The 19,447-nt window shown below is 49.0% G+C and carries 23 protein-coding genes and 3 tRNA genes; 8 read left to right on the forward strand and 18 right to left on the reverse strand.

Annotated elements, in window-relative coordinates; translation table 11 throughout:
* Window positions 1–66 precede the first annotated feature (66 nt).
* Both ACRPK8_RS10975 and ACRPK8_RS10980 read left to right on the forward strand, forming a co-directional pair.
* A complete protein-coding gene (locus ACRPK8_RS10975; RefSeq protein ID WP_432238252.1) occupies window positions 67–1,068 on the forward strand; it encodes a FecCD family ABC transporter permease in 1,002 nt (333 codons plus the stop codon).
* The gene (locus ACRPK8_RS10980) at window positions 1,068–2,072 is read left to right on the forward strand and encodes a FecCD family ABC transporter permease (RefSeq protein ID WP_432238271.1); all 1,005 of its coding nucleotides are present in this window, start codon (window positions 1,068–1,070) and stop codon (window positions 2,070–2,072) included. The genes ACRPK8_RS10975 and ACRPK8_RS10980 overlap by 1 nt, the downstream gene beginning before the upstream one ends.
* 54 nt (window positions 2,073–2,126) lie before the next feature.
* Here the strand turns inward: ACRPK8_RS10980 and ACRPK8_RS10985 are convergent, their stop codons facing one another.
* The 9 genes from ACRPK8_RS10985 to ACRPK8_RS11025 form a co-directional block, all read right to left on the reverse strand.
* Window positions 2,127–2,594: a hypothetical protein gene (locus ACRPK8_RS10985; protein WP_432238253.1), complete on the reverse strand. Its 468-nt coding sequence runs from the start codon at window positions 2,592–2,594 to the stop codon at window positions 2,127–2,129.
* The gene (locus ACRPK8_RS10990; protein ID WP_432238254.1) at window positions 2,561–3,070 is read right to left on the reverse strand and encodes a hypothetical protein; all 510 of its coding nucleotides are present in this window, start codon (window positions 3,068–3,070) and stop codon (window positions 2,561–2,563) included. The genes ACRPK8_RS10985 and ACRPK8_RS10990 overlap by 34 nt, the downstream gene beginning before the upstream one ends.
* Before the next feature lie 13 nt (window positions 3,071–3,083).
* Complete coding sequence (locus ACRPK8_RS10995) at window positions 3,084–3,536, reverse strand: hypothetical protein (protein WP_432238255.1); 453 nt, start codon at window positions 3,534–3,536, stop codon at window positions 3,084–3,086.
* A 117-nt stretch (window positions 3,537–3,653) separates the two neighbouring features.
* Window positions 3,654–3,812 carry a hypothetical protein gene (locus ACRPK8_RS11000; RefSeq protein ID WP_200904908.1) on the reverse strand — a complete coding sequence of 53 codons (159 nt, stop codon included), beginning with the start codon at window positions 3,810–3,812 and terminating at the stop codon, window positions 3,654–3,656.
* Window positions 3,813–3,940: 128 nt separating this feature from the next.
* On the reverse strand, window positions 3,941–7,687 hold the full coding sequence (locus ACRPK8_RS11005) for a S8 family serine peptidase (RefSeq protein ID WP_432238256.1): 3,747 nt from the start codon (window positions 7,685–7,687) through the stop codon (window positions 3,941–3,943).
* Window positions 7,688–7,907: 220 nt separating this feature from the next.
* Window positions 7,908–7,983: transfer RNA gene (locus tag ACRPK8_RS11010), tRNA-Ala, on the reverse strand.
* 103 nt (window positions 7,984–8,086) lie between these two features.
* Window positions 8,087–8,866, reverse strand: a complete 780-nt coding sequence (gene tatC, locus ACRPK8_RS11015) for a twin-arginine translocase subunit TatC (protein WP_432238257.1) — start codon at window positions 8,864–8,866, stop codon at window positions 8,087–8,089.
* Window positions 8,867–8,873: 7 nt separating this feature from the next.
* A complete protein-coding gene (locus ACRPK8_RS11020; protein WP_029342825.1) occupies window positions 8,874–9,071 on the reverse strand; it encodes a twin-arginine translocase TatA/TatE family subunit in 198 nt (65 codons plus the stop codon).
* Complete coding sequence (locus ACRPK8_RS11025; protein ID WP_023469604.1) at window positions 9,071–9,730, reverse strand: redox-sensing transcriptional repressor Rex; 660 nt, start codon at window positions 9,728–9,730, stop codon at window positions 9,071–9,073. The genes ACRPK8_RS11020 and ACRPK8_RS11025 overlap by 1 nt, the downstream gene beginning before the upstream one ends.
* 167 nt (window positions 9,731–9,897) lie before the next feature.
* Here ACRPK8_RS11025 and ACRPK8_RS11030 point away from each other — a divergent pair, with 167 nt between their 5' ends.
* Window positions 9,898–11,799 (forward strand): ATP-binding cassette domain-containing protein, encoded by a 1,902-nt coding sequence (locus ACRPK8_RS11030; RefSeq protein ID WP_432238258.1) that lies wholly within the window; start codon window positions 9,898–9,900, stop codon window positions 11,797–11,799.
* The gene (locus tag ACRPK8_RS11035; RefSeq protein ID WP_432238259.1) at window positions 11,799–12,221 is read left to right on the forward strand and encodes a hypothetical protein; all 423 of its coding nucleotides are present in this window, start codon (window positions 11,799–11,801) and stop codon (window positions 12,219–12,221) included. Before ACRPK8_RS11030 ends, ACRPK8_RS11035 begins: the two co-directional genes overlap by 1 nt.
* A gap of 142 nt (window positions 12,222–12,363) precedes the next feature.
* Here the strand turns inward: ACRPK8_RS11035 and ACRPK8_RS11040 are convergent, their stop codons facing one another.
* The gene (locus ACRPK8_RS11040) at window positions 12,364–12,957 is read right to left on the reverse strand and encodes a flavin reductase family protein (protein ID WP_432238260.1); all 594 of its coding nucleotides are present in this window, start codon (window positions 12,955–12,957) and stop codon (window positions 12,364–12,366) included.
* A 19-nt stretch (window positions 12,958–12,976) separates the two neighbouring features.
* The gene (locus ACRPK8_RS11045; RefSeq protein ID WP_432238261.1) at window positions 12,977–13,375 is read right to left on the reverse strand and encodes a DoxX family protein; all 399 of its coding nucleotides are present in this window, start codon (window positions 13,373–13,375) and stop codon (window positions 12,977–12,979) included.
* Between the two features lie 183 nt (window positions 13,376–13,558).
* Between ACRPK8_RS11045 and ACRPK8_RS11050 the strand changes: the two genes are divergently transcribed.
* The 3 genes from ACRPK8_RS11050 (at window position 13,559) to ACRPK8_RS11060 (ending at window position 15,168) form a co-directional block, all read left to right on the forward strand.
* On the forward strand, window positions 13,559–13,879 hold the full coding sequence (locus ACRPK8_RS11050) for a winged helix-turn-helix transcriptional regulator (protein WP_023469609.1): 321 nt from the start codon (window positions 13,559–13,561) through the stop codon (window positions 13,877–13,879).
* Window positions 13,880–13,984: 105 nt separating this feature from the next.
* Complete coding sequence (locus ACRPK8_RS11055; protein WP_432238262.1) at window positions 13,985–14,440, forward strand: flavodoxin; 456 nt, start codon at window positions 13,985–13,987, stop codon at window positions 14,438–14,440.
* A gap of 68 nt (window positions 14,441–14,508) precedes the next feature.
* A complete protein-coding gene (locus tag ACRPK8_RS11060; protein WP_432238263.1) occupies window positions 14,509–15,168 on the forward strand; it encodes a haloacid dehalogenase type II in 660 nt (219 codons plus the stop codon).
* A gap of 46 nt (window positions 15,169–15,214) precedes the next feature.
* On the opposite strand, the gene ACRPK8_RS11065 is transcribed toward ACRPK8_RS11060, so the two are convergent.
* From ACRPK8_RS11065 to ACRPK8_RS11095, 7 genes are all read right to left on the reverse strand, one after another.
* Complete coding sequence (locus tag ACRPK8_RS11065; RefSeq protein WP_432238264.1) at window positions 15,215–15,784, reverse strand: hypothetical protein; 570 nt, start codon at window positions 15,782–15,784, stop codon at window positions 15,215–15,217.
* Window positions 15,785–15,812: 28 nt separating this feature from the next.
* Window positions 15,813–16,820 (reverse strand): tRNA (adenosine(37)-N6)-threonylcarbamoyltransferase complex transferase subunit TsaD, encoded by a 1,008-nt coding sequence (gene tsaD, locus ACRPK8_RS11070; RefSeq protein WP_432238265.1) that lies wholly within the window; start codon window positions 16,818–16,820, stop codon window positions 15,813–15,815.
* The gene (gene rimI / locus ACRPK8_RS11075; RefSeq protein WP_432238266.1) at window positions 16,817–17,272 is read right to left on the reverse strand and encodes a ribosomal protein S18-alanine N-acetyltransferase; all 456 of its coding nucleotides are present in this window, start codon (window positions 17,270–17,272) and stop codon (window positions 16,817–16,819) included. Before rimI ends, tsaD begins: the two co-directional genes overlap by 4 nt.
* Window positions 17,265–17,918, reverse strand: coding sequence for a tRNA (adenosine(37)-N6)-threonylcarbamoyltransferase complex dimerization subunit type 1 TsaB (tsaB, locus tag ACRPK8_RS11080; protein WP_432238267.1), 654 nt, complete (start codon window positions 17,916–17,918; stop codon window positions 17,265–17,267). Before tsaB ends, rimI begins: the two co-directional genes overlap by 8 nt.
* The gene (tsaE, locus tag ACRPK8_RS11085) at window positions 17,915–18,364 is read right to left on the reverse strand and encodes a tRNA (adenosine(37)-N6)-threonylcarbamoyltransferase complex ATPase subunit type 1 TsaE (protein ID WP_432238268.1); all 450 of its coding nucleotides are present in this window, start codon (window positions 18,362–18,364) and stop codon (window positions 17,915–17,917) included. Before tsaE ends, tsaB begins: the two co-directional genes overlap by 4 nt.
* A 119-nt stretch (window positions 18,365–18,483) precedes the next feature.
* A tRNA-Met gene (locus tag ACRPK8_RS11090) sits at window positions 18,484–18,560 on the reverse strand.
* A 35-nt stretch (window positions 18,561–18,595) separates the two neighbouring features.
* Window positions 18,596–18,672: transfer RNA gene (locus ACRPK8_RS11095), tRNA-Met, on the reverse strand.
* Window positions 18,673–18,801: 129 nt separating this feature from the next.
* Here ACRPK8_RS11095 and ACRPK8_RS11100 point away from each other — a divergent pair.
* Complete coding sequence (locus ACRPK8_RS11100; RefSeq protein ID WP_432238269.1) at window positions 18,802–19,266, forward strand: NUDIX hydrolase; 465 nt, start codon at window positions 18,802–18,804, stop codon at window positions 19,264–19,266.
* The last annotated feature ends 181 nt before the right edge of the window (window positions 19,267–19,447 follow it).

Raw genomic sequence — 19,447 nt, forward strand, 5'->3', positions numbered from 1 at the left:
GGAACCTGCGGGATCCCTCCCTTTTTTTGTGGCTCACTCACTGAATCAGAAATGGAGGCGACATTCATGTCAGCTGGTCGAATTCCGTTCGGCATTAAAATCACACTCGGTCTCGTCCTCTTTTTCGGGATGTTCTGGATCGCGATGACGTTCGGTGCTGCCGATACGACGATCCGCGAAGTCTGGAACGCTTTGACGTTCGGACCGTTGAATGAAAAAGCAAAAATCGTCCAGGAAATCCGCTTGCCACGGGAACTGGCAGCGATCCTCGTCGGTGCGGCACTCGGTGTCTCGGGTGCCATCATGCAAGCGATGACCCGCAATCCCCTTGCTGATCCCGGTCTACTCGGTCTGACAGCAGGTGCGAATGCGGCACTTGCGCTCGTCATCGTCCTGTTCCCGAAAATTGACTACTTCGGGATCATGATCGCGTGTTTCGTCGGTGCGGCACTCGGGGCAGCACTTGTCTTTGGAATCGGGGCTTCGAAAAAAGGCGGCTTCTCACCGCTCCGGATCGTCCTTGCCGGTTCCGCGATCTCCGCTTTTCTGTACGCGATTGCGGAAGGCATCGGGATCTACTTCAAGATTGCCCAAGATGTCTCCCAATGGACATCCGGCGGACTCGTCGGATCGACCTGGGGACAACTTCAAGTCATCGCGCCGGTCATTGCGATCGGCATCGTGATTGCATTCATCTTCTCACGACAATTGACGATCCTCAGTCTATCGGAAGAAGTTGCGCTTGGACTCGGGCAGAACATCCAGCGGATCAAAGCCGTGCTTTATGTCGTCGTCATCCTGCTTGCCGGTGCTGCCGTAGCCCTCGTCGGCAACATGGCATTCATCGGACTGATGATTCCGCATATCGTCCGCGCGATCGTCGGGACGGACTATCGGTTCATCCTGCCGATGACCGCAATCTTCGGTGCGACGTTCATGTTGCTTGCCGATACGATCGGACGGACACTATACGCACCCTATGAGACTCCGGTCATCGCAATCGTCTCGATGCTCGGGCTACCATTCTTCCTCTTGATCGTTAGGAAAGGAGGGCGTGCTTTCTCATGATGGAATCTCGTTTACGCCGTCGCCAGCAACTGACGTTTTGGACGTTACTGGCACTATTGATCGCAACACTTATCGTCAGCATCGGTCTTGGACCTGCTTCTCTGTCGTACGATCGTTTACTGCCGACATTACTTGGAAACGGTTCGTTCAAAGAGGAGTTCGTCCTCTATTCGCTCCGCTTACCTCGACTGCTCATCACCGTCATGGCAGGAATGGCGCTCGCCTTATCCGGTGCAATCTTACAAGGCATCACCCGCAATGAACTCGCTGACCCGGGTATCATCGGCATCAATACGGGAGCTGGCGTCGCCGTCGCCTTGTTCTTCCTGTACTTCCCAACCGATGTCGGGTCATTCATCTATCTGTTACCGATCGCTGCCTTCTTCGGTGCACTTGTCACCGCGACAGCGATCTACCTGTTCTCGTACGATCGCTTGCAAGGACTGCAACCGATCCGCTTGATTTTGATGGGGGTCGGCTTCTCGATGGCGCTGTCTGGAATCATGGTGATCCTGATTTCATCGACGCGTCGTGAAAAGGTCGACTTCATCGCTAAGTGGCTCGCCGGTAACATCTGGGGGACGGACTGGATCTTCGTCTACTCACTGTTACCGTGGTTACTCGTCTTGATTCCGCTGACGTTCTATAAAGCGAATAAGCTCAATCTGCTTGCCTTAAATGAGCCGGTCGCGATCGGGGTCGGCGTCGCGATTGAAAAAGAACGGATCCAACTCTTGCTGACAGCCGTTGCACTCGCCGCTGCTGCCGTCTCTGTCACCGGTGGGATTTCCTTCATCGGTCTGATGGCGCCACATATCGCTCGAGCGCTCGTTGGACCACGACATCAGTTCTTCCTACCGATTGCCCTCTTACTCGGCGGCTGGTTGCTTGCGTTCGCTGATACGATCGGACGCAACATCGCGGGACCAGACGGTGTACCGGCCGGGATCGTCGTCGCCTTGATTGGAGCACCATACTTCATCTATCTGCTGTTAAAAAAATAATCAAAGATCCGCATCCATCAGCGTCTTTCACTGATGGATGCGGATCTTTTGATTTTATCGTTTCCACCACGCACGTTCGATTTCTCCCATCGTCACGTACGCCGGATCGATTTGTTTTGCCAACCGGTTCAGTCGAGTGACGCCAAGACCGACTCCACCGCTCCAGACAAGTAAAAGAACGAATAAATAACCGGGAGCATTTGGAATCGACAGCATGACGACGGCGATCAACCACGCTACGACATAACCGATGATTGTCAGGCGAGCGACCCTTTGAACAGTCTGTTGATAGATAGATGGTGTTAAATAGGACTTCATGAGTCGTAGCCGGACGATTTCCCGAACGACTCCAATTCCGCAAAGACAAAAGAATATGACCTGACTAAAGACGGATGCCAACGCCGGCACAAACCAAGCAGGTACAGCAAAAATCAGTCCAGGGATTAAAAAGACATAGGTGACGATACGCACCGGTCGTTTCATTACATTCAGACGTGCTTGTCGCTCGAATACGTGTTCCATTTCGAAGTTCCTTTCTGTCTGACGAAGCGGGCTACTTCTCTGTCACTGATATAATCGGGATCACGTGCCCCGTCGCGTCGGATGATCCATTCGCTGATGAAATAGAGCGGTGTTAAGATCGCAAAAATTGCCACAAGCATCTGCCAGAACGGTCCCTCGATCGTCTGGGTGATGACGACCGTCAAGATGGCGTACAGCAGAACATGACTGCCGATACGGAGTAGAAACTGCCGGCGAATTTGTGCATTTGAGAGATAACCTTCTAGAATTTTTCGTTTTTTTAGTTGGTAGCGAAAATCGGAACCGAGAAAAAGGGCTGGAATCGTCAAAATCAACAAGGAGATATCGGTCCACTCGATCAGGATGCCGACTGTTATGAATAAGAGCACGTTCCAGTACCAGCGTGTACCGAGCCATTCGACGTCCCGGTACGCGAGGGCGAGTTTTTGTAGACGTTCTTCTCGAGCCGTTTGCATGACATCGTCTCCTTTAGCGGGCTTTGTGGATTTCTTGTTCCGATATGTACGTTGGGTCAATCTTTCGTGAGATATACTCTAGCGTTTTTCTGCAGATCCAGTAAAACGGGATGACGATGATGATTAGACCAATTAAGAAAGACGTATCTGGTCGATCGGCTGCCCAAACGATCAGACCGGCAAGCGCTCCGTACTGTAAGATGCCGATCAGCACATGTACCTGATAGAGACGTCTTGCTGAAGCCTGTGATGTATATTCCGCAACAAGCGCGAACCGCTTCCGTTGTACGAACATGTCATAGCCAAAATACAATAATGGGACGATCATCGCGTAAACTGGCTTCTCGAGCGTGTTACTGAGCGCTAAGAATGCCGCAAGCATGACCCACATGCCGGTCTTCGTCTTCTGATGCATCTCTTCGTACAGCGCTGCCAAGGCATCCGTTTGTGTATGTACGTGTTCCATGATCATCCACCTCTCTATACTGTCATATACTTACATTTTAGTCCGTGAGTTTCACGATTGATGATATTTCCAAAAAAATAAGTCCTACCGTAATGGTAGGACGTAATTCAAAAACGTCTACGCACTGACCTGAATGATCAGATAGATGACGCTGTAGGCGACGATCGCGAGCGGTATCATCGCGACACCGATCAGCCAACCGTTTCGGTCACGGATACCGAGGTATAAGACGAGACACCCTACGATGAAGGCGATTAAGGTCGTGAACGGATTCATGGTGGTTCCCCCTCTGACTTGTTTCTGTTCTTAAAATTCCCCCTCTATTCGTCTGATAAACCCTTCAAAGCGCTTCTACACACAACGAAAAGCCAGACGGATTTCCGCCTGGCTTGTTCATCGTTCACTTATTTTTTAGTGATGACGACCGTTTTCGTAACGACGTGTCCACCAAGATCCTTCAGTTTCAAGTTGTACGTGTTTTTTCCTTTTTTGAGCGTCACTTTTTTCGTGATCGTCTTCTTGAAGGCTTTCATGACGTACGGCTCTTTGAACGTCCGGCGGTATTCCGCACTCCCGTTGAAGTCAAAGCGTAATTCGCTGTAGTTATCGCGAAGAACGATCTTCATCTCAGCTGTTTTTGTTTTGCTTGAAACGGTTTTTGGTGCAGTGACGCGAATCGTCGGTAATTCTGTGTCGATGATGACTTGACGGTTGAACGCTATACGATTTCCTTTACCATCGTACGCCTCAACCTTGAATGACTTGACGCCATCCGTCGTGTACGTCACGTCATGGCTGAACGCATAGTTCTGTTGCGCCGCATCAAAGCGCAGTTTGACAGATTTACCGTTAATCTTGAACGATTTAATGCCTGACTCATCCGAGACGTGACCTGCGATGTTGATGACTTTTGATGTCGCAAGACCAAGTGCGACCGGTGTATCGATTTGAACATTTGGTACGGCTTTATCGACACCCGTCGTGTTGACGTCTTTTTTCACACTGTTTCCGGCATAATCCTTCACGACGAAGGCAATCTTCGCGCGCTCCGGAAGATCGGTCAACGTATACGCTTTTTCCGTTGCAGCAAGCGGTTGTTTCAAGACACTCTTACCATTGACGAGGATATCGTATGACGCGACACCTGTTCCTTGGTCACCTGCTGTCCACGAGAGCATTGATTTCTTAGCATCCCACTTCACGGTTGCCGCCGGTTTTTTCGTATCGACATAGACTGGGAATAGGTTCGACTGCCATTTTGCATTCGGATAATCGATCACGGATTTGACTTTGTAGTAGTAAAGACCATCCTTGACCGGTTTCCCGTTGATCGTTCCGTCCCAAGCAGCGCTTGTGACTGGTGTGTATCCGTCCTCTGAACCGCTATCGTAGTAGTTCTTGACGACGTCCGTTTGCATATCGAGCTTCTGGAGCGTTGTTTTATTCCGGTCAAGAATCGAGTACTCGACTTTTTTCGCGTTACGAAGGAACGAGATGATCGGGAAAGCTTCATCTGCGCTACCATCGTTGTTTGGTGAGAACGAGACTTTGTTTGCGACGACGTCTCCAGCAGCGTTCGCGCCGAGGAACTCAAAATCATCCTTCACTTCAGTCGCTAGACCTGTCAATCCGTAGAACGTGTTGTCTTCATCGTACAGTGGTGCGTCTAGAATCGGAGCTTGATCCCACTTTCCTTTGAAGCCAACGTAAGGAACCGTCAGTTCTGGATTTTTACTCTTCGTATCAATCAAACGGACGAAGCCTTCGACGAAGTAGCCGTTCTCAAAGACTTGTTCGAGCGGAAGTTCGTTTGCCCAGTCCGTTGTATCCTTCAGATCGACCGATACACTGACTTTCGTTGAGCTCTTCGGATTGATCGAGACCGAACTTGCTTTCTTCGAGCCGACTGCGAATGAGATCGGATATGTGCCCGTGTTTGCATCCACTGTTCCGATCGTTCCTTTTTTGAAGATTCCGTTCGCCTCTAAGAAGTTCGACCCTTCCGCACCGAGATCCGATTGAACGGTTCCCGCTAGCTTATACGTCACTTTTTCACTGCTGTAGTTTTTCAAATCAAGCGTAAACGTGAACTTCTCGCCGACTTCCTTCAAGGACGCCTTCCCTTCACCTGACTTCGTCTCCGTGACGACGACTGGCGTCTTCATGGCAGCACGCAGGTCCATCAGTCCCGCGCCTTCACGACGTGGGGAGTAGAAGTTGCCTGTGTTTTGCTGAGCATTGTATTTTCCTTGATCAAGTTGCGGACGCGACGTATTCATCAAGATATTCTTCGCGAGCTTAACGCGTGTCGCACCGTTAACCTTGAAGTCTTTTGCGATCCGTTGCATGACGAGTGCCGTTCCACCAGCGACATGTGGTGCCGCCATCGAAGTTCCACTCATGACGCCATACTCGTTATCGTTAAGTGTCGAGTAGATTTTTCCACCAGGTGCTGTGATTTCTGGTTTGAAGTCAAGGCTTGGTGTGACACCCCAAGACGTAAAGTCAGACATTTGTCCTGCGACCGGATTATCGGCGGAGACTGCTTTTCCATCGAACGTGACAGTGATTGCCTTGCCCTCTTTTGCTTTTGCTTCAAGATCGTTCCCGTCCGCGAGACTGAGCGTCACCATCGGAATTGTCGGATTGTTGAGGGCCATGCTGACGTAATCGCCGTGATCGACTTTACCACGAATGATGACACCTGCTGCCCCTTGTTTTTCCGCTTCTGCTTGGATCATGCTGTAGTTGAAGTTACCGTTACGTACGACGAAGACGACTTTCCCTTTGACGTCTTTACCAGCGTAGTTCGCTTCTTGACCGTCACCGACATATACGACTTCCTTCGGCTCTTTATCAAAGACAGCAATCGGATTCGGTGAATCCTGTTTTTGGTAGGCCAAATAACCGGCATCCTGCCCGTCGATCGTCAGCGCCATGCCTTCAAGCGTCAATTTTGTATTTTCGAGCGATGCGACTTGGAGTGCCTGACTCGTTAATCCTGGTGCACCGACGACACCGATATCCGGGTTTGCTGTGTACGGGTTACCGGCACCATGACCGGCGAATGCCGAGTTACCGGCAGAAATCGCACATAAGATCCCGTTGTTCATCGCATTGACGATTGCGCGTTGTTCCGGATCATCTGCATTGACGAATGATGACGTCGAACCGAGACTCATATTGATGACATCCGCGCCGAGAGCGATCGCGTCATCGATTGCTTTAATATAGATATCACTGAATGTCGATGGCATCCCTGGATCATTACCAAAGACCTTCATCGCAAGCAGTTGTGTTTCCGGTGCAACTCCTTTGATGCCGCCATTCGCTTCATCCCCGTTTGCGCCGACCGTACCCGCGACGTGCATCCCGTGCATCGACGCGCCCGCACCTAAATCACGGATTTCGCTATCGTGGTCGGCGTAGTTATAGCCGTACGGTACTTTTTCCGTGAAGTACTTTCCTTTTAAGCCTTTTGTTTCTTTAGCACTTTCGACTTTTGACGCTGTTAAATCAATCTTCGTCTCTGGACTTAAAACCATGTCCTTATGCGACGGATCAATTCCCGTATCGATGACGGCGACGACAGTTCCTTCCCCTTTGAATCCGTAATCCTGCCATGTTTCCTTAGCATGGACGAGATCCTTGCTGTACAACATATCTGGTTTTGCAGCTTTCGCCACTTCTGGACGCGCGTATTCATGCGCAATATGTACATCCTTTACGCCGGCAAGTCGTTTGATGCTTTCAATATCACCGAACTTCACTTCACCACTGAATCCGTTAATGACGGTCGTGAAGCTTTCTTTATAGGTAACGGGAATCGCTTTTTTAGCGATCGCTGATTTAACCGCTTTTTGAACGCTGACGAGACGATCCTTGATCGATTCCTTTTCGGTATTGCTCAATGTGCTATACCGCTTGTTTTGCGCCTGTGCGATCTGGATTGCCGGCTTCTGATCCATCTCGATGACGACACGGACTTTATCCGACTGCTTGTAGACTTTTTCCTGCCCTGACTTCTTCAGTGAGAGTGCTTGCGGCTTTTGCCCGCTCGCTTTGTCTTGCGACGACAGTGCACCTTGGGCACTGACTAAATTGGAGGACGTCATCAGGACGGCCGCCATAAGCGCAATCTTCTTCTTCATGCTTTCGTTTCTCCTTTTCTAAAAAACCATAATAAAATGATGGTAAAACAGTTAAACGAAAATTCTGTATTTTTAGTTTAATGAATTTAATGGGAATAAACAATTTAGTTTTGTCTGTTTTTTTAATTTATTTCTTTTTCATACCATATTATATTATGAGGAATTTAACTGGAAACAAACAAAAACCCTTCGATTGCTCGAAGGGTTGGATGTATGAAGATGGTGGAGACTATCGGGATCGAACCGACGACCTTTTGGCTGCCAGCCAAACGCTCTCCCAGCTGAGCTAAGCCCCCATGAATTATCTTTAGTATACGCATCACTAACTACTTTATCAATATAAAAATAACGCTTTCACGAAAAAAGAATTCCTTCCACGATTTGGAAGGAATTCACGATTCATTTATTCAATTCACGCATGATATCCGCCTGTCGTTCAAGCTCTGCCTGTTGTTCAAGGATCAAGACCTTTTTATACGTTCGCGCAGAAATCAGGATGCTGATTTCATACAAAACGAATAACGGCACCGAGATCATCAAATGCGACGTCACGTCCGGCGGGGCAATCAATGCCGCAACGACGAACAATGCGAAGTAGGCATACTTCCGATTTTTCCGCATGAGATGTGGCGTCACAAGACCAAGACGTGTTAAGAACATCGTCACGACCGGCAGCTGGAACAATAAACCGAACGGCATCGTCAACCGGATCAAGAAACTAAAATAGTTTTCGACCCCGATGACTTGTTCGATGCCAAGTTCCTTCCCGAGATCCGTCGAGACTTCAAGCAGAAACGGTAGCAACCAGAAATACGAGAAGGCTACTCCGGACAAAAACAGAAAGAAGATGACCGGAATATACGTCAATGTTGCTTTTTGTTCCTTATCATACAGTCCCGGACGGACAAACGCCCAGAGTTGGTACATCCAAAACGGAGACGCTAAGATCAGCGCAATGATGAACGCGAGGTTTAAATATAACATTAAAGGATCTGCGACGTTGAAAGCATTCAAGCCGATACCAAGCTCTTTTAAATCCGCTTGCAGGAAACGGACGAGCGGTCGGACGAGCGGAAACGCGACAGCGAACAGGACGACGACGATGAGGAGCGACCAGACGATCCGCTTTCGCAGTTCGTCGAGGTGCGACGTCATGCTTTGTTCTTGATCAACCGCCATGATTCAATCACTTCTCTTTCGGTTCGTCCTTTTTATCATCGTCCATGATGCCGTTTGTGGCATTCTTGAACTCTTTCAATGTCTGACCGGCAGCACGACCGAACTCCGGTAACTTCTTCGGTCCGAAGATGATCAACGCGACGACTGCGATTAATCCGATGCTCGCAGGTCCGATACCTAGTGTGAGCGGGATAAGGTTTTCCATTATGATTTCACTCCTTCAGCTGATTGCGAATAATGCTTCATGAAATAAACTAACGACTGCAACTCGATCGATAAATCGATGTGATGGACCCGGACACTTGCCGGCACGTTCAATCGTGCAGGCGTAAAGTTCAGGATGCCTGTCACACCATACTCGACTAACTCATCCGCTACTGACTGTGCGAACTGGGACGGAACCGTCAAGATGGCGACATCGACCTGGTTCGCTTCGATTTGCTCTTTCATGTCCGAAACATGATAGATTGGAACGTCATGCGTCGTTGTTCCGACCTTCTCTTCGTCCGCATCAAACGCAACGACTATCCGAGTACTATTATTCTTTAAAAAGTTATAATTTGCAAACGCTGTTCCGAGATGACCGACCCCGATTAAGGCGACATTCGTCACCTCATCTTGATTCAAGGTTTTCCGGAAAAACGTCAAAAGGTGTTGGACGTTGTATCCATAGCCCTTTTTTCCCAGTGCCCCAAAGTAGGAAAAATCGCGACGAATCGTTGCTGAATCAACCTTCACCGCTTCACTTAACTCAGCAGAAGAGACGCGGAGCTTACCTGAATTGTATAAACTTTGGATGAAACGATAATATAGCGGCAACCGTTTTGCTGTCGCTTGTGGAATTTTTGTGTCTGGTCCATTCATCCTGCAGTTCCCCCTTCGGCCACATCCATCGTGGCACCCAAATCTTTGCAAAAAGCTTTCTACTCTCCTTGATTGTAAACCACTTCACATAGAGTCACAAATAATATATTCCGCAGGACCGCGTGCTTTTGTTCGTGATAGACTAAAGGGTGGAAGGATGGATGGAAATGATACTCTTACAAGTCAACCAACTCTCGAAATCATTCGGCGTCGAGCCGATTTTAGAAAATATCAAACTCGAAGTACAAGAACGCGACCGGATCGCACTCGTCGGTCGAAACGGTGCCGGTAAATCAACCTTGCTTAAAATCATTGCCGGTGAACTCAGTCACGACTCCGGTGACATCATGAAAGGCAAAGACGTCAAAATCGGTTATCTCGCGCAAGACAGTGGTCTCGAATCGAATGAGACGATCTGGAACGAGATGCTGACCGTCTTTGAACATCTGCAGGAGCAAGAACGGACACTGCGCCGGATGGAGATCGAGATGGGCATGGAGCATATCTTGAACGATCCGGTCGCTTACGATCGTCTCCTGAAGACATACGATCAAGCGCAACATGACTTCTCAGAAGCCGGTGGTTATCAGTTTGAAGCGAATATCCGCTCCGTCCTGCACGGGATGCGCTTTTATCCGGATGATTATTCGCGCCGGATCCAGACGTTATCCGGTGGTCAACGGACACGTCTCGCCTTAGCGAAGATGCTCCTGCAAGCACCTGAACTCCTCATTCTCGATGAGCCGACCAATCACCTGGATATCGATACGCTCGCCTGGCTCGAGAGTTATCTCAGCGGCTACCGCGGTGCCGTCCTGATCGTCTCGCATGACCGGTATTTCCTCGATCAGGTCGTCAATGTCGTCTACGAGCTCTCGCGTAACATCTGTCGTAAGTTCACCGGGAACTATACGAAGTATCTGGAGCAAAAGGCAGCGTTATATGACCAGGAAATGAAACAGTTCGAACAGCAGCAAGAAGAAATCGCGAAGATGCAGGACTTCATTCAACGCAACATCGCCCGGGCGACGACGACAAAACGTGCCCAAAGTGTCCGGAAGCGGCTCGAGAAGGTCGAGCGGCTCGATCGACCAGATGGCGATGAACGCAGTACGGTCCTGTCCTTCCCGATTGAAAAACAAAGCGGGAACGACGTCCTGCAAGTCAACCAGCTGGCGATCGGTTACGAAGAGGCCGTCTCAAAAGACATTACGTTCCGCCTGCAACGCGGCGAATCCCTCGCCCTCGTCGGACCAAACGGAATCGGGAAGTCAACGCTCCTAAAAGTTCTCGTCGGACGTCTTCGTCCCCTGTTCGGTGATTTCCGCTTCGGAACCGGCGTCTCGATCGGCTATTACGATCAAGAGCAGGCAGAGCTCAATGACCGGAATCGTGTCATCGATGAGATTTGGAACGAATGGCCACTGATGCGCGAACAGGAAGTCCGTTCTGTCCTCGGACAATTTCTGTTCGGCGGTGACGACGTCTTCAAAATCGTCCACGAGTTATCCGGTGGCGAACGCGGACGTCTCGCACTCGCAAAACTGAAACTCCGGAAAACGAACGTCCTCGTCCTCGATGAGCCGACGAACCACTTGGACCTGGATTCGAAGATGGTCCTTGAAAATGCCCTCGTCGACTATGAAGGAACGCTACTGTTCGTCTCCCACGACCGTTACTTCATCGACCGGATCGCGACCCGTGTCATCGAGATGAGCGAGACCGGTGTGACAGAGTATCTCGGTGACTATTCGTACTATACGGAGAAGAAGGCGGAACAAGAAGAGATTGCCCGCCTTGAAGCCGAGGAGGCGAAAGCCGCAAAAGTCACAGCATCGAAGACGATCGATAAAGAGGCACAGAAGGAAGAAAAGAAACGCCGTCAACAGATCGAACAGCTTGAGCAGGAGATTGAACGACTCGAACAACGTTCAACGGAAATCGAACAGTTACTCTGTGAACCGGAAGTCTTCAATGATATTCCGAAAGCGACGGCGCTGTCTGCCGAGCGGGATCAGATTGATGTTGATCTACTCGAATTGATGGAACGATGGGAGAACCAACACTGATGCGAACGAAAAGCTTTTTCATCAACTTGATTCAAGGACTGCTATCCGGCATCCTTTATTTCGTCCCGATGTATGCGGACTACGTGTCCGCCTTCATCCGTCCGGATGCTCTGAATGCCGTCTATCCTTTGTTCATCCTTATTTCCTGTATGATCGGACTGGTCATCCAGACGTGGAGCGGTCTTCTTGTCAGCCTGCTCTCCGGATTATGTTGTACACTTCTGACGACTCAATTGTTCGTCGAACTCAATGATCCGATGATTCTGGCCTATTACGGGAGTATTTCTCCACTGGTCGCCTTTTTAATCAGCTGTGTCGGTATTTGGGCACTGGCCATCGTTTTTTACCTCTTAGATGGTTATCAAGGAAGTAAACGACATGGACTTGAGACTTCTTCGAACGAAGTCGATCCGCAACCTTAAAAGTCGACTGGCAACCTAATGAACAAAGGGAGTTGAAATTCCGGAATCTGGTCCGGTCTCTCAACTCCCTTTTCTTTAACTGTTCATGTAAACATTGGTCGTCAAAGTGAATCTGACCATACATCAAACATTCATGCTTTTATTATTCTGTCGGTCGGGCAATCGTAAACGTCTTTCCGATCGTCGCATAATCATTCCCCGCTAAACGCGCAACAGCTTTTAATCCTGCCGCGTCGATCCGGAACGACTCGACGAGTTCATCCGCGACATGATAGCGCAGTACTTCACCAATCAAAAGATCGGCACCTTCTAGCTCAACGTGTTGCGTCAAGCGCATCTCGAAGCGGATTTTTGCTTCCGCGATGCCCGGTACGTCGATCGCATCGCTATCGACGAGCGTTAGATCCGTCCGCTTAAGCTCACTCTCACCGTAAGCGAGTGGTGCAGCTGTCTCATTGACCGCGTCAACGATCTCTTCGCTGACGATATGGATGACATAGCTTTGTTTCGTCAGGATGTTACGCGCCGTATCCTTCTGTCCTTGATCCGTCCGTTGAACGGCGATCACGAGTTGCGGTGGACTGCTTGATGCGACCGTAAAGAATGAAAAGGGTGCAGCGTTTACCGTCCCGTCTTCTCCTTGTGTCGTCACAAAAGCAATCGGACGCGGAATGATGCTTCCGATCAGTAATTTATAATTGTCTTTTGCACTAAGCGTTGATGCCTCGAACTTCATGAATGACCCACCTTTTTCCTCACCCGATGAGTGCAGCGAGTGAATAGTCTCCAGCACCGATCATCGCTACACCAAGGGCGATGACGATCAATGCCATGTTGTATTCGTACCCGTTCTGCGTCACCCAGTAACCATTCGCACCGTGTACTTTGACGATTGCGACAAGCATCGATCCGATGATGAGGAGCGCTGCGATCCAGAGAAACAGACCTCCTGCAAACAATAAGCCGCCGATCAATTCAGCAAGACCTGCCGTAATCGCGAGTGCCTTCCCTGGCTTCATGCCGATCGATTCGAACCAGCCGCCTGTTCCAGCGATGCCGTGTCCGCCGAACCAACCAAATAATTTCTGTGTCCCGTGTGCAGCAAATGTTAAGCCGATGATTAAACGAATGATTAAAAGTCCTGTATCCATCATTGTTCTCTTCTCCTTTTACCTAATGTTTTTAAGTTACTTTAAGTAACTCGATAAACAGGCTATATCTCATCACTTACTAAAAGTAAATAGATTTGTTTTAGTTCTTTTTGTTACATTAAGTAAAATGATTCGATTTTTTTAGCAGAAGCGGGTATACTACAACTATAGAAAGGATGAGTGCTGATGGAAGAAGTCGCAATCCAACCGGCTCTTTGTCCCAAAGTCGAACATGCCTTTGAAATCTTAGGTAAGAAATGGACAGGTCTGATTTTACGTCACTTGTTGACGAAGACATGCCGTTTCAATGAGATTCAAGATGCCATTCCCGAATTATCAGGTCGTATGCTCACGGAACGTATGAAGGAGCTCGAAGCGGAAGGCATCGTCATCCGGACTGTCATTCCCGATCGTCCGATTAAGATTCAATACAGTTTGACCGACAAAGGGCGCCAACTCGAACCGGTCATTCGTTCGATTGAGGAATGGGCCGAACTACAAGACTAATGTATAGAAAAGCATCTTCTTCGGAAGGTGCTTTTTTATATGCCCTTTGACATTGATAATCATTATCAATTAAAGTAGAGAGGTACAGTGAAGGGAGGAAGATGCATGCATATCGCGATTGGATTCGTCAGCATGTCCGGTAATACGGAAGACATCGTCTCGATCATTCAAACGGAACTTGAGCAACATGAGGTCAACGTGACGATCACAGAACTAGATCAATTCGTCGGGGAGGACTTATCACGTTTTGATGGTCTATTACTCGGCTCATATACATGGGGAGACGGTGATTTACCGTATGAAGCAGAAGATTTCGTTGAGGAGCTCCGGGAACAATCCTTAGATGGGATACCAGCTGCTGCTTTTGGTTCGGGGGATCTTGATTATCCGAAGTACTGCGCAGCCGTTGATTTAATTGAAGACGCATTAAAAGAAGCCGGTGCGACGATCGTCACGGATGGCTTGAAGATCGAGTTTGATCCCAACACTCCAGAAAAACAAGCCGCTTGTCGTACATTCGCACAGACATTCCATCATTTTTTACAACAGGTCCATTCATAAGTATCGTTTGAATTTACTACGTAAGGGAATCCTTAAAACAGACTTTATGAAAGTGAGATGAATGTTTTATGACGATTCAAGCACTCGTCTTTGACGTCTACGGTACATTATTCGATGTCCATTCCGTCAAAGAACAAGCAGAAGAGCTGTATCCGGGACACGGAGAGGCGATCAGCAAACGCTGGCGGGAGAAACAACTAGAGTACTCTTTCCTCCGACAATTGAACGGACAATATGTCCCGTTCAGCCAAGTGACACAAGATGCCCTCCGCTACGCATTACTCGAATTGAAACTCCATGTGACGGAGGAGCAGATCACGACTCTCATGGAAACGTATCTGACACTTGATGTCTACCCAGAAGTCAGCTCCGTTCTCGAGACGATGGCGGATAAGCGCCTGATCGTCTTCTCGAATGGTTCCCATGATATGCTCGACCCGCTGATCGAACAGTCAGGCTTAGCCGACCGGTTCGAACATCTCGTCAGTGTCGATGACATCAAACAATATAAACCGGCACCTGCTTCTTACATGCACGCCTTAAATACACTCGGTCTAAAGCGCGAGGAGATCCTTTTCATGTCCTCGAACGGTTGGGACATCACCGGGGCGAAAAGTTTCGGCTTTAAAACCGCCTGGATTAACCGAAACGGGCTTCCCGTCGAGGAATTGAACCTCGACCCGGACCGGATCTACGACGACCTGACCGGTATCACCGAATGGCAATGAACGAACAACAGCGGACTCCTGTTTAGGAATCCGCTGTTTTCATGGATTAGTAATTGGAAAGACGCGAGTAGCCCTTCTTGAATAGATCGATTTTCAACCCACCCTCTTTTTCGATGAAGAAGAGGTATTCATTTTGATCCGTATCTTTATAAAAGACCTTAAATAACGTTAACGTCCGTTTTTTATTGTTCTCAACAGCCGTCACCTCGTGCTTCGAGATCACTTCTGCTTGAACTTGTTCCGCATCCATCTTTTGAATCATCGGCTCGAATGACTGCTTTTCTTGATCCGTCACCGGTGTTCCGGAAGCAATCAGGAAATAATCATCACTCGCCTTGTTCGTTAGACCGTACTTCCGGTCGACGATGACGACGTTACGAAGCTTTCCGTCGGTCGTCTGATCAAAAGCATACAGTTTTTGAACGCGAGTCTTCTCCCCTTCTGCTCGTCCGATTTCATAAAGCGGACGCTGTTTCGTGTTTGCTTCGACCGCTTTTTTATCAGGGACGAGTTCTTCCTTATAGGCGACTTGGTACGCGTTGACGATTTCCCGGATCTGAAGCCCGATCGCAACGATGACCAGTACCGCTAACAGTGCGATGATGACTTTTTTCATTCCATTTCCCCCAAGTTGTTCGAATTCCTTACTTTAAATCTAGCCCAGGTTCTGCGTTCATGGCAAGTGTTGAATGGCGTAACGCACGATAGGGATGAATTGCAGCCGCTCCGATCATCGCTGCATTGTCGCCACATAAGTGCATCGGCGGAATGACGAGATCGATGCCTTCCTTCGCACATGCGGCTTCAAGACCGTGGCGTAATCCTTTGTTGGCGGCAACTCCACCGGCAAGCAGCAGTTGACGTCCGCCTTTATCCTTCACGGCACGGATTGCCTTCGTCACGAGGACTTCGACGACGCTCGCTTGGAAACTCGCAGCTAAATCTTCCGGAATGATCGTTTCTCCCCGTTGCTCAGCGTTATGCACGGCATTGATGACCGCTGATTTTAAGCCGCTGAAGCTAAAGTCATACGAATCCTTCTCGAGCCAGACACGTGGAAAATGGAACGTATCCTGCCCCGTCTGTGCCAACTGATCAATCCGTGGACCACCCGGATACGGTAACTTCAACGTCCGAGCGACTTTATCGTAGGCTTCCCCTGCTGCATCATCCCGTGTTTCCCCGATGACTTCATATACACCATCTTCCGGCATGTAAATCAGTTCCGTGTGCCCACCTGATGCAATCAAACAGACGAGCGGGAACTCAAGCTCTTGCACGAGACGATTCGCATAGATATGACCTGCGATATGATGAACACCGATCAATGGCTTATTGTGCGCAAAAGCAAGTGTCTTTGCCGCACTGACACCAACGAGTAATGCCCCGACAAGTCCCGGTCCTTCCGTAACGGCAATCGCGTCAATATCATCGATCGTGACGTTTGCCTCCGTCAAGGCATCATCAATGACATAGGTGATGCGCTCGACGTGATGGCGTGAGGCGACTTCAGGCACGACCCCACCGAATCGTTTATGACTTTCGATCTGCGATGAGACAACGTTTGATAAGACATCCGTTCCTCCACGGACGACGGCAGCCGCTGTTTCGTCGCAGCTCGATTCAATTGCTAGAATCAATGGTTGTGTCATAAGTCTTCTCCCTCCAGCTCCAGCCAGTAGATGGCAGCATCTTCATTGTTATCTTGATAATATCGTTTTCGAACGCCAACATACTGGAATCCGAGTTTTTCATATAAGGTCCGCGCCGGTGTATTCGAAACCCGTACTTCGAGTGTCATCGCCCGTAAACCGAGTGCCCGACCGACGGCGATCAATGCCGTTAGCAGATCTTCTCCGAGTCCTTGGCCGCGATGCGACTGCTTGACGGCAATATTCGTAATATGACCTTCATCTGCAATATGCCACAGACCAGCAAATCCGACGATGCCGTCTTGATCGGCAACGACATAGTAAGCATTCGGATTTTGTGTCATTTCTGCTTCAAAGGCATCTAGTGTCCACGGCGTCGCAAACGATTCGAGTTCGACGGCATGGACACCGGCAGCATCCTGTACGGTCATGCGGCGAATGATCTTACTCATGACGTTGTGCCTCAATCCATTTCGCTTCAGCTTCAGCAAGGCGCAGGTACCGTGGCTCAAACGCGTGCGCTTCGACGGTCGGGCGTGTTGCACCGAGTAAAGCGAGCACGCCGGCACGCGGTGTCCGAAACGCAGGAGCCGCCTTTTCAAACGGCTGAAGAAGTTCTTCAAACGCATCGACGTCTCCTGTGACGAGCGTATCTGACGTTAACGTCTTCACAAAAGACGCAATTTCAACATGCTGTTCTTCACCAATTCGTTGTCCGGCATCGTATACCCCAACGAAGCCTGATCCGCGCCGTGCATCCTGAATCGCCGCGACCCGTCCCGTATGACCTGTCGAAGCCGCCATCAATTCAAGCGTCGAGACCGCAACCAGTTCGATACCGAGTGTATAGGCAAGCGTCTTCGCAGTCGTCGCCCCAATCCGTAATCCCGTATAAGAACCAGGACCGTCAGCAACGACGACGCGTGTCAGTTGAGCCGGTGTCCATTTCGCTTCTGTCATCAGTCGTTCGAGTAGCGGCATCAGTTTCGTCGCATGATTTAACGACGTGACGTACGAGGCTTCTGCTACGATTTGTTTTCCGTCCGACAGAGCAACCGATAGTTGTTTCGTCGATGTATCAATAGCTACGATTTTCATGACTTCAATCCCTCACATAATGTAATGTATCGTTCTCCCGTCGGTGTCAGCTCAAAACGACGGCTATCGTCACCTGTTCGAGTAATCGAGATTGCTAACCGTTCCGGTGGAAGGCTGTCCGCAATCAACTCAGACCACTCGACGACAGCGACGCCTTCACCGTTCAAGTATTCTTCCAGTCCAATGTCGTCGCCTGAACCTTCAAGACGATAGACATCCATATGATAAAGCGGAAGACGTCCTGTATAGACTTTCATGATCGTAAACGTCGGACTGTTGACGTGGCGCGTCACGCCTAATCCTTTGGCAAAGCTTTGCGTAAAGGTCGTTTTTCCGGCACCTAAGTCTCCATCAAGCGTAATGACCATCCCTGCTTCTGCACGTCGTCCGAGTTCAAGAGCCAAGGCAACCGTTTCTTCCAAGCTGTTCATTTCCAGTTCTATCATATGACGTCTCCTCCTTTAATACGTGTTGTTCATCCTTCTCTATTGTACCGAACGAAAAAGGCAAAAAAAAATACGAAACGCTGAACGTTTCGTAGTAAAGTTGAAGTTAAGTTTAAAATTGGTTGCGGGGGCCGGATTTGAACCGACGACCTTTGGGTTATGAGCCCAACGAGCTACCAGACTGCTCCACCCCGCGACGATAAAACGTTTCGGATTTGATTATTTAAAAATTGGTTGCGGGGGCCGGATTTGAACCGACGACCTTTGGGTTATGAGCCCAACGAGCTACCAGACTGCTCCACCCCGCGATGATATAACGTTTCGACAGATATTAATATAACATGCGTCTTTTAAATTAGCAAGCCTTTTTGCCTTTTTTCTTTTTACTAACTGTCATAATGAATATTCTTCTATACTGATACGAAAGGAGTGATCAGATGGGATACTTATTAGATTTACGAAAAATCGTAGGAAACCGACCGTTGATCAGTGTGGGAGCAACCGTACTTGTCATGAACGCCCAACATGAACTACTATTTCAATATCGTTCGGATACACACAATTGGGGACTACCCGGCGGTTCGATGGAACCCGGTGAGACACTGGAAGAAGTCGCGATGCGTGAACTGCAGGAAGAAACCGGACTTCAAGCTCGCAATGTTCAACTACTAGATGTCTTTTCTGGTCCTGATTACTTCTTCCGATATCCAAATGGTGATCAAACATATAGTGTGATTCATCTCTTTCAAGCGAAAGGAATATCCGGCACATTACAAATGACGGATGGTGAGAGCCTCGACCTTCGTTATTTTCCACTCGATCAACTACCAGACCCACTTGAAGCACGAGCCGCTGCGCTATTGAAACACGTCATCCCTCGTCTTATCAAAACAACACCTTGAATTTAATGTAGATGTCGGATTTTAAAACTGGCTGTTCTTCGGTCAGTTTTTCCTTTTCCAAAACAAAACAAAAAAACTGATCTGCAATCTGCAGATCAGTCAAGTGCCTGGCAACGTCCTATCCTCACAGGGGGAAGCCCCCAACTACTTTCGGCGTTCAAGTGCTTAACTTCCGTGTTCG

This window comes from Exiguobacterium sp. TDN 0502 (genome assembly GCF_050846835.1).
Taxonomy (GTDB): domain Bacteria; phylum Bacillota; class Bacilli; order Exiguobacteriales; family Exiguobacteriaceae; genus Exiguobacterium_A.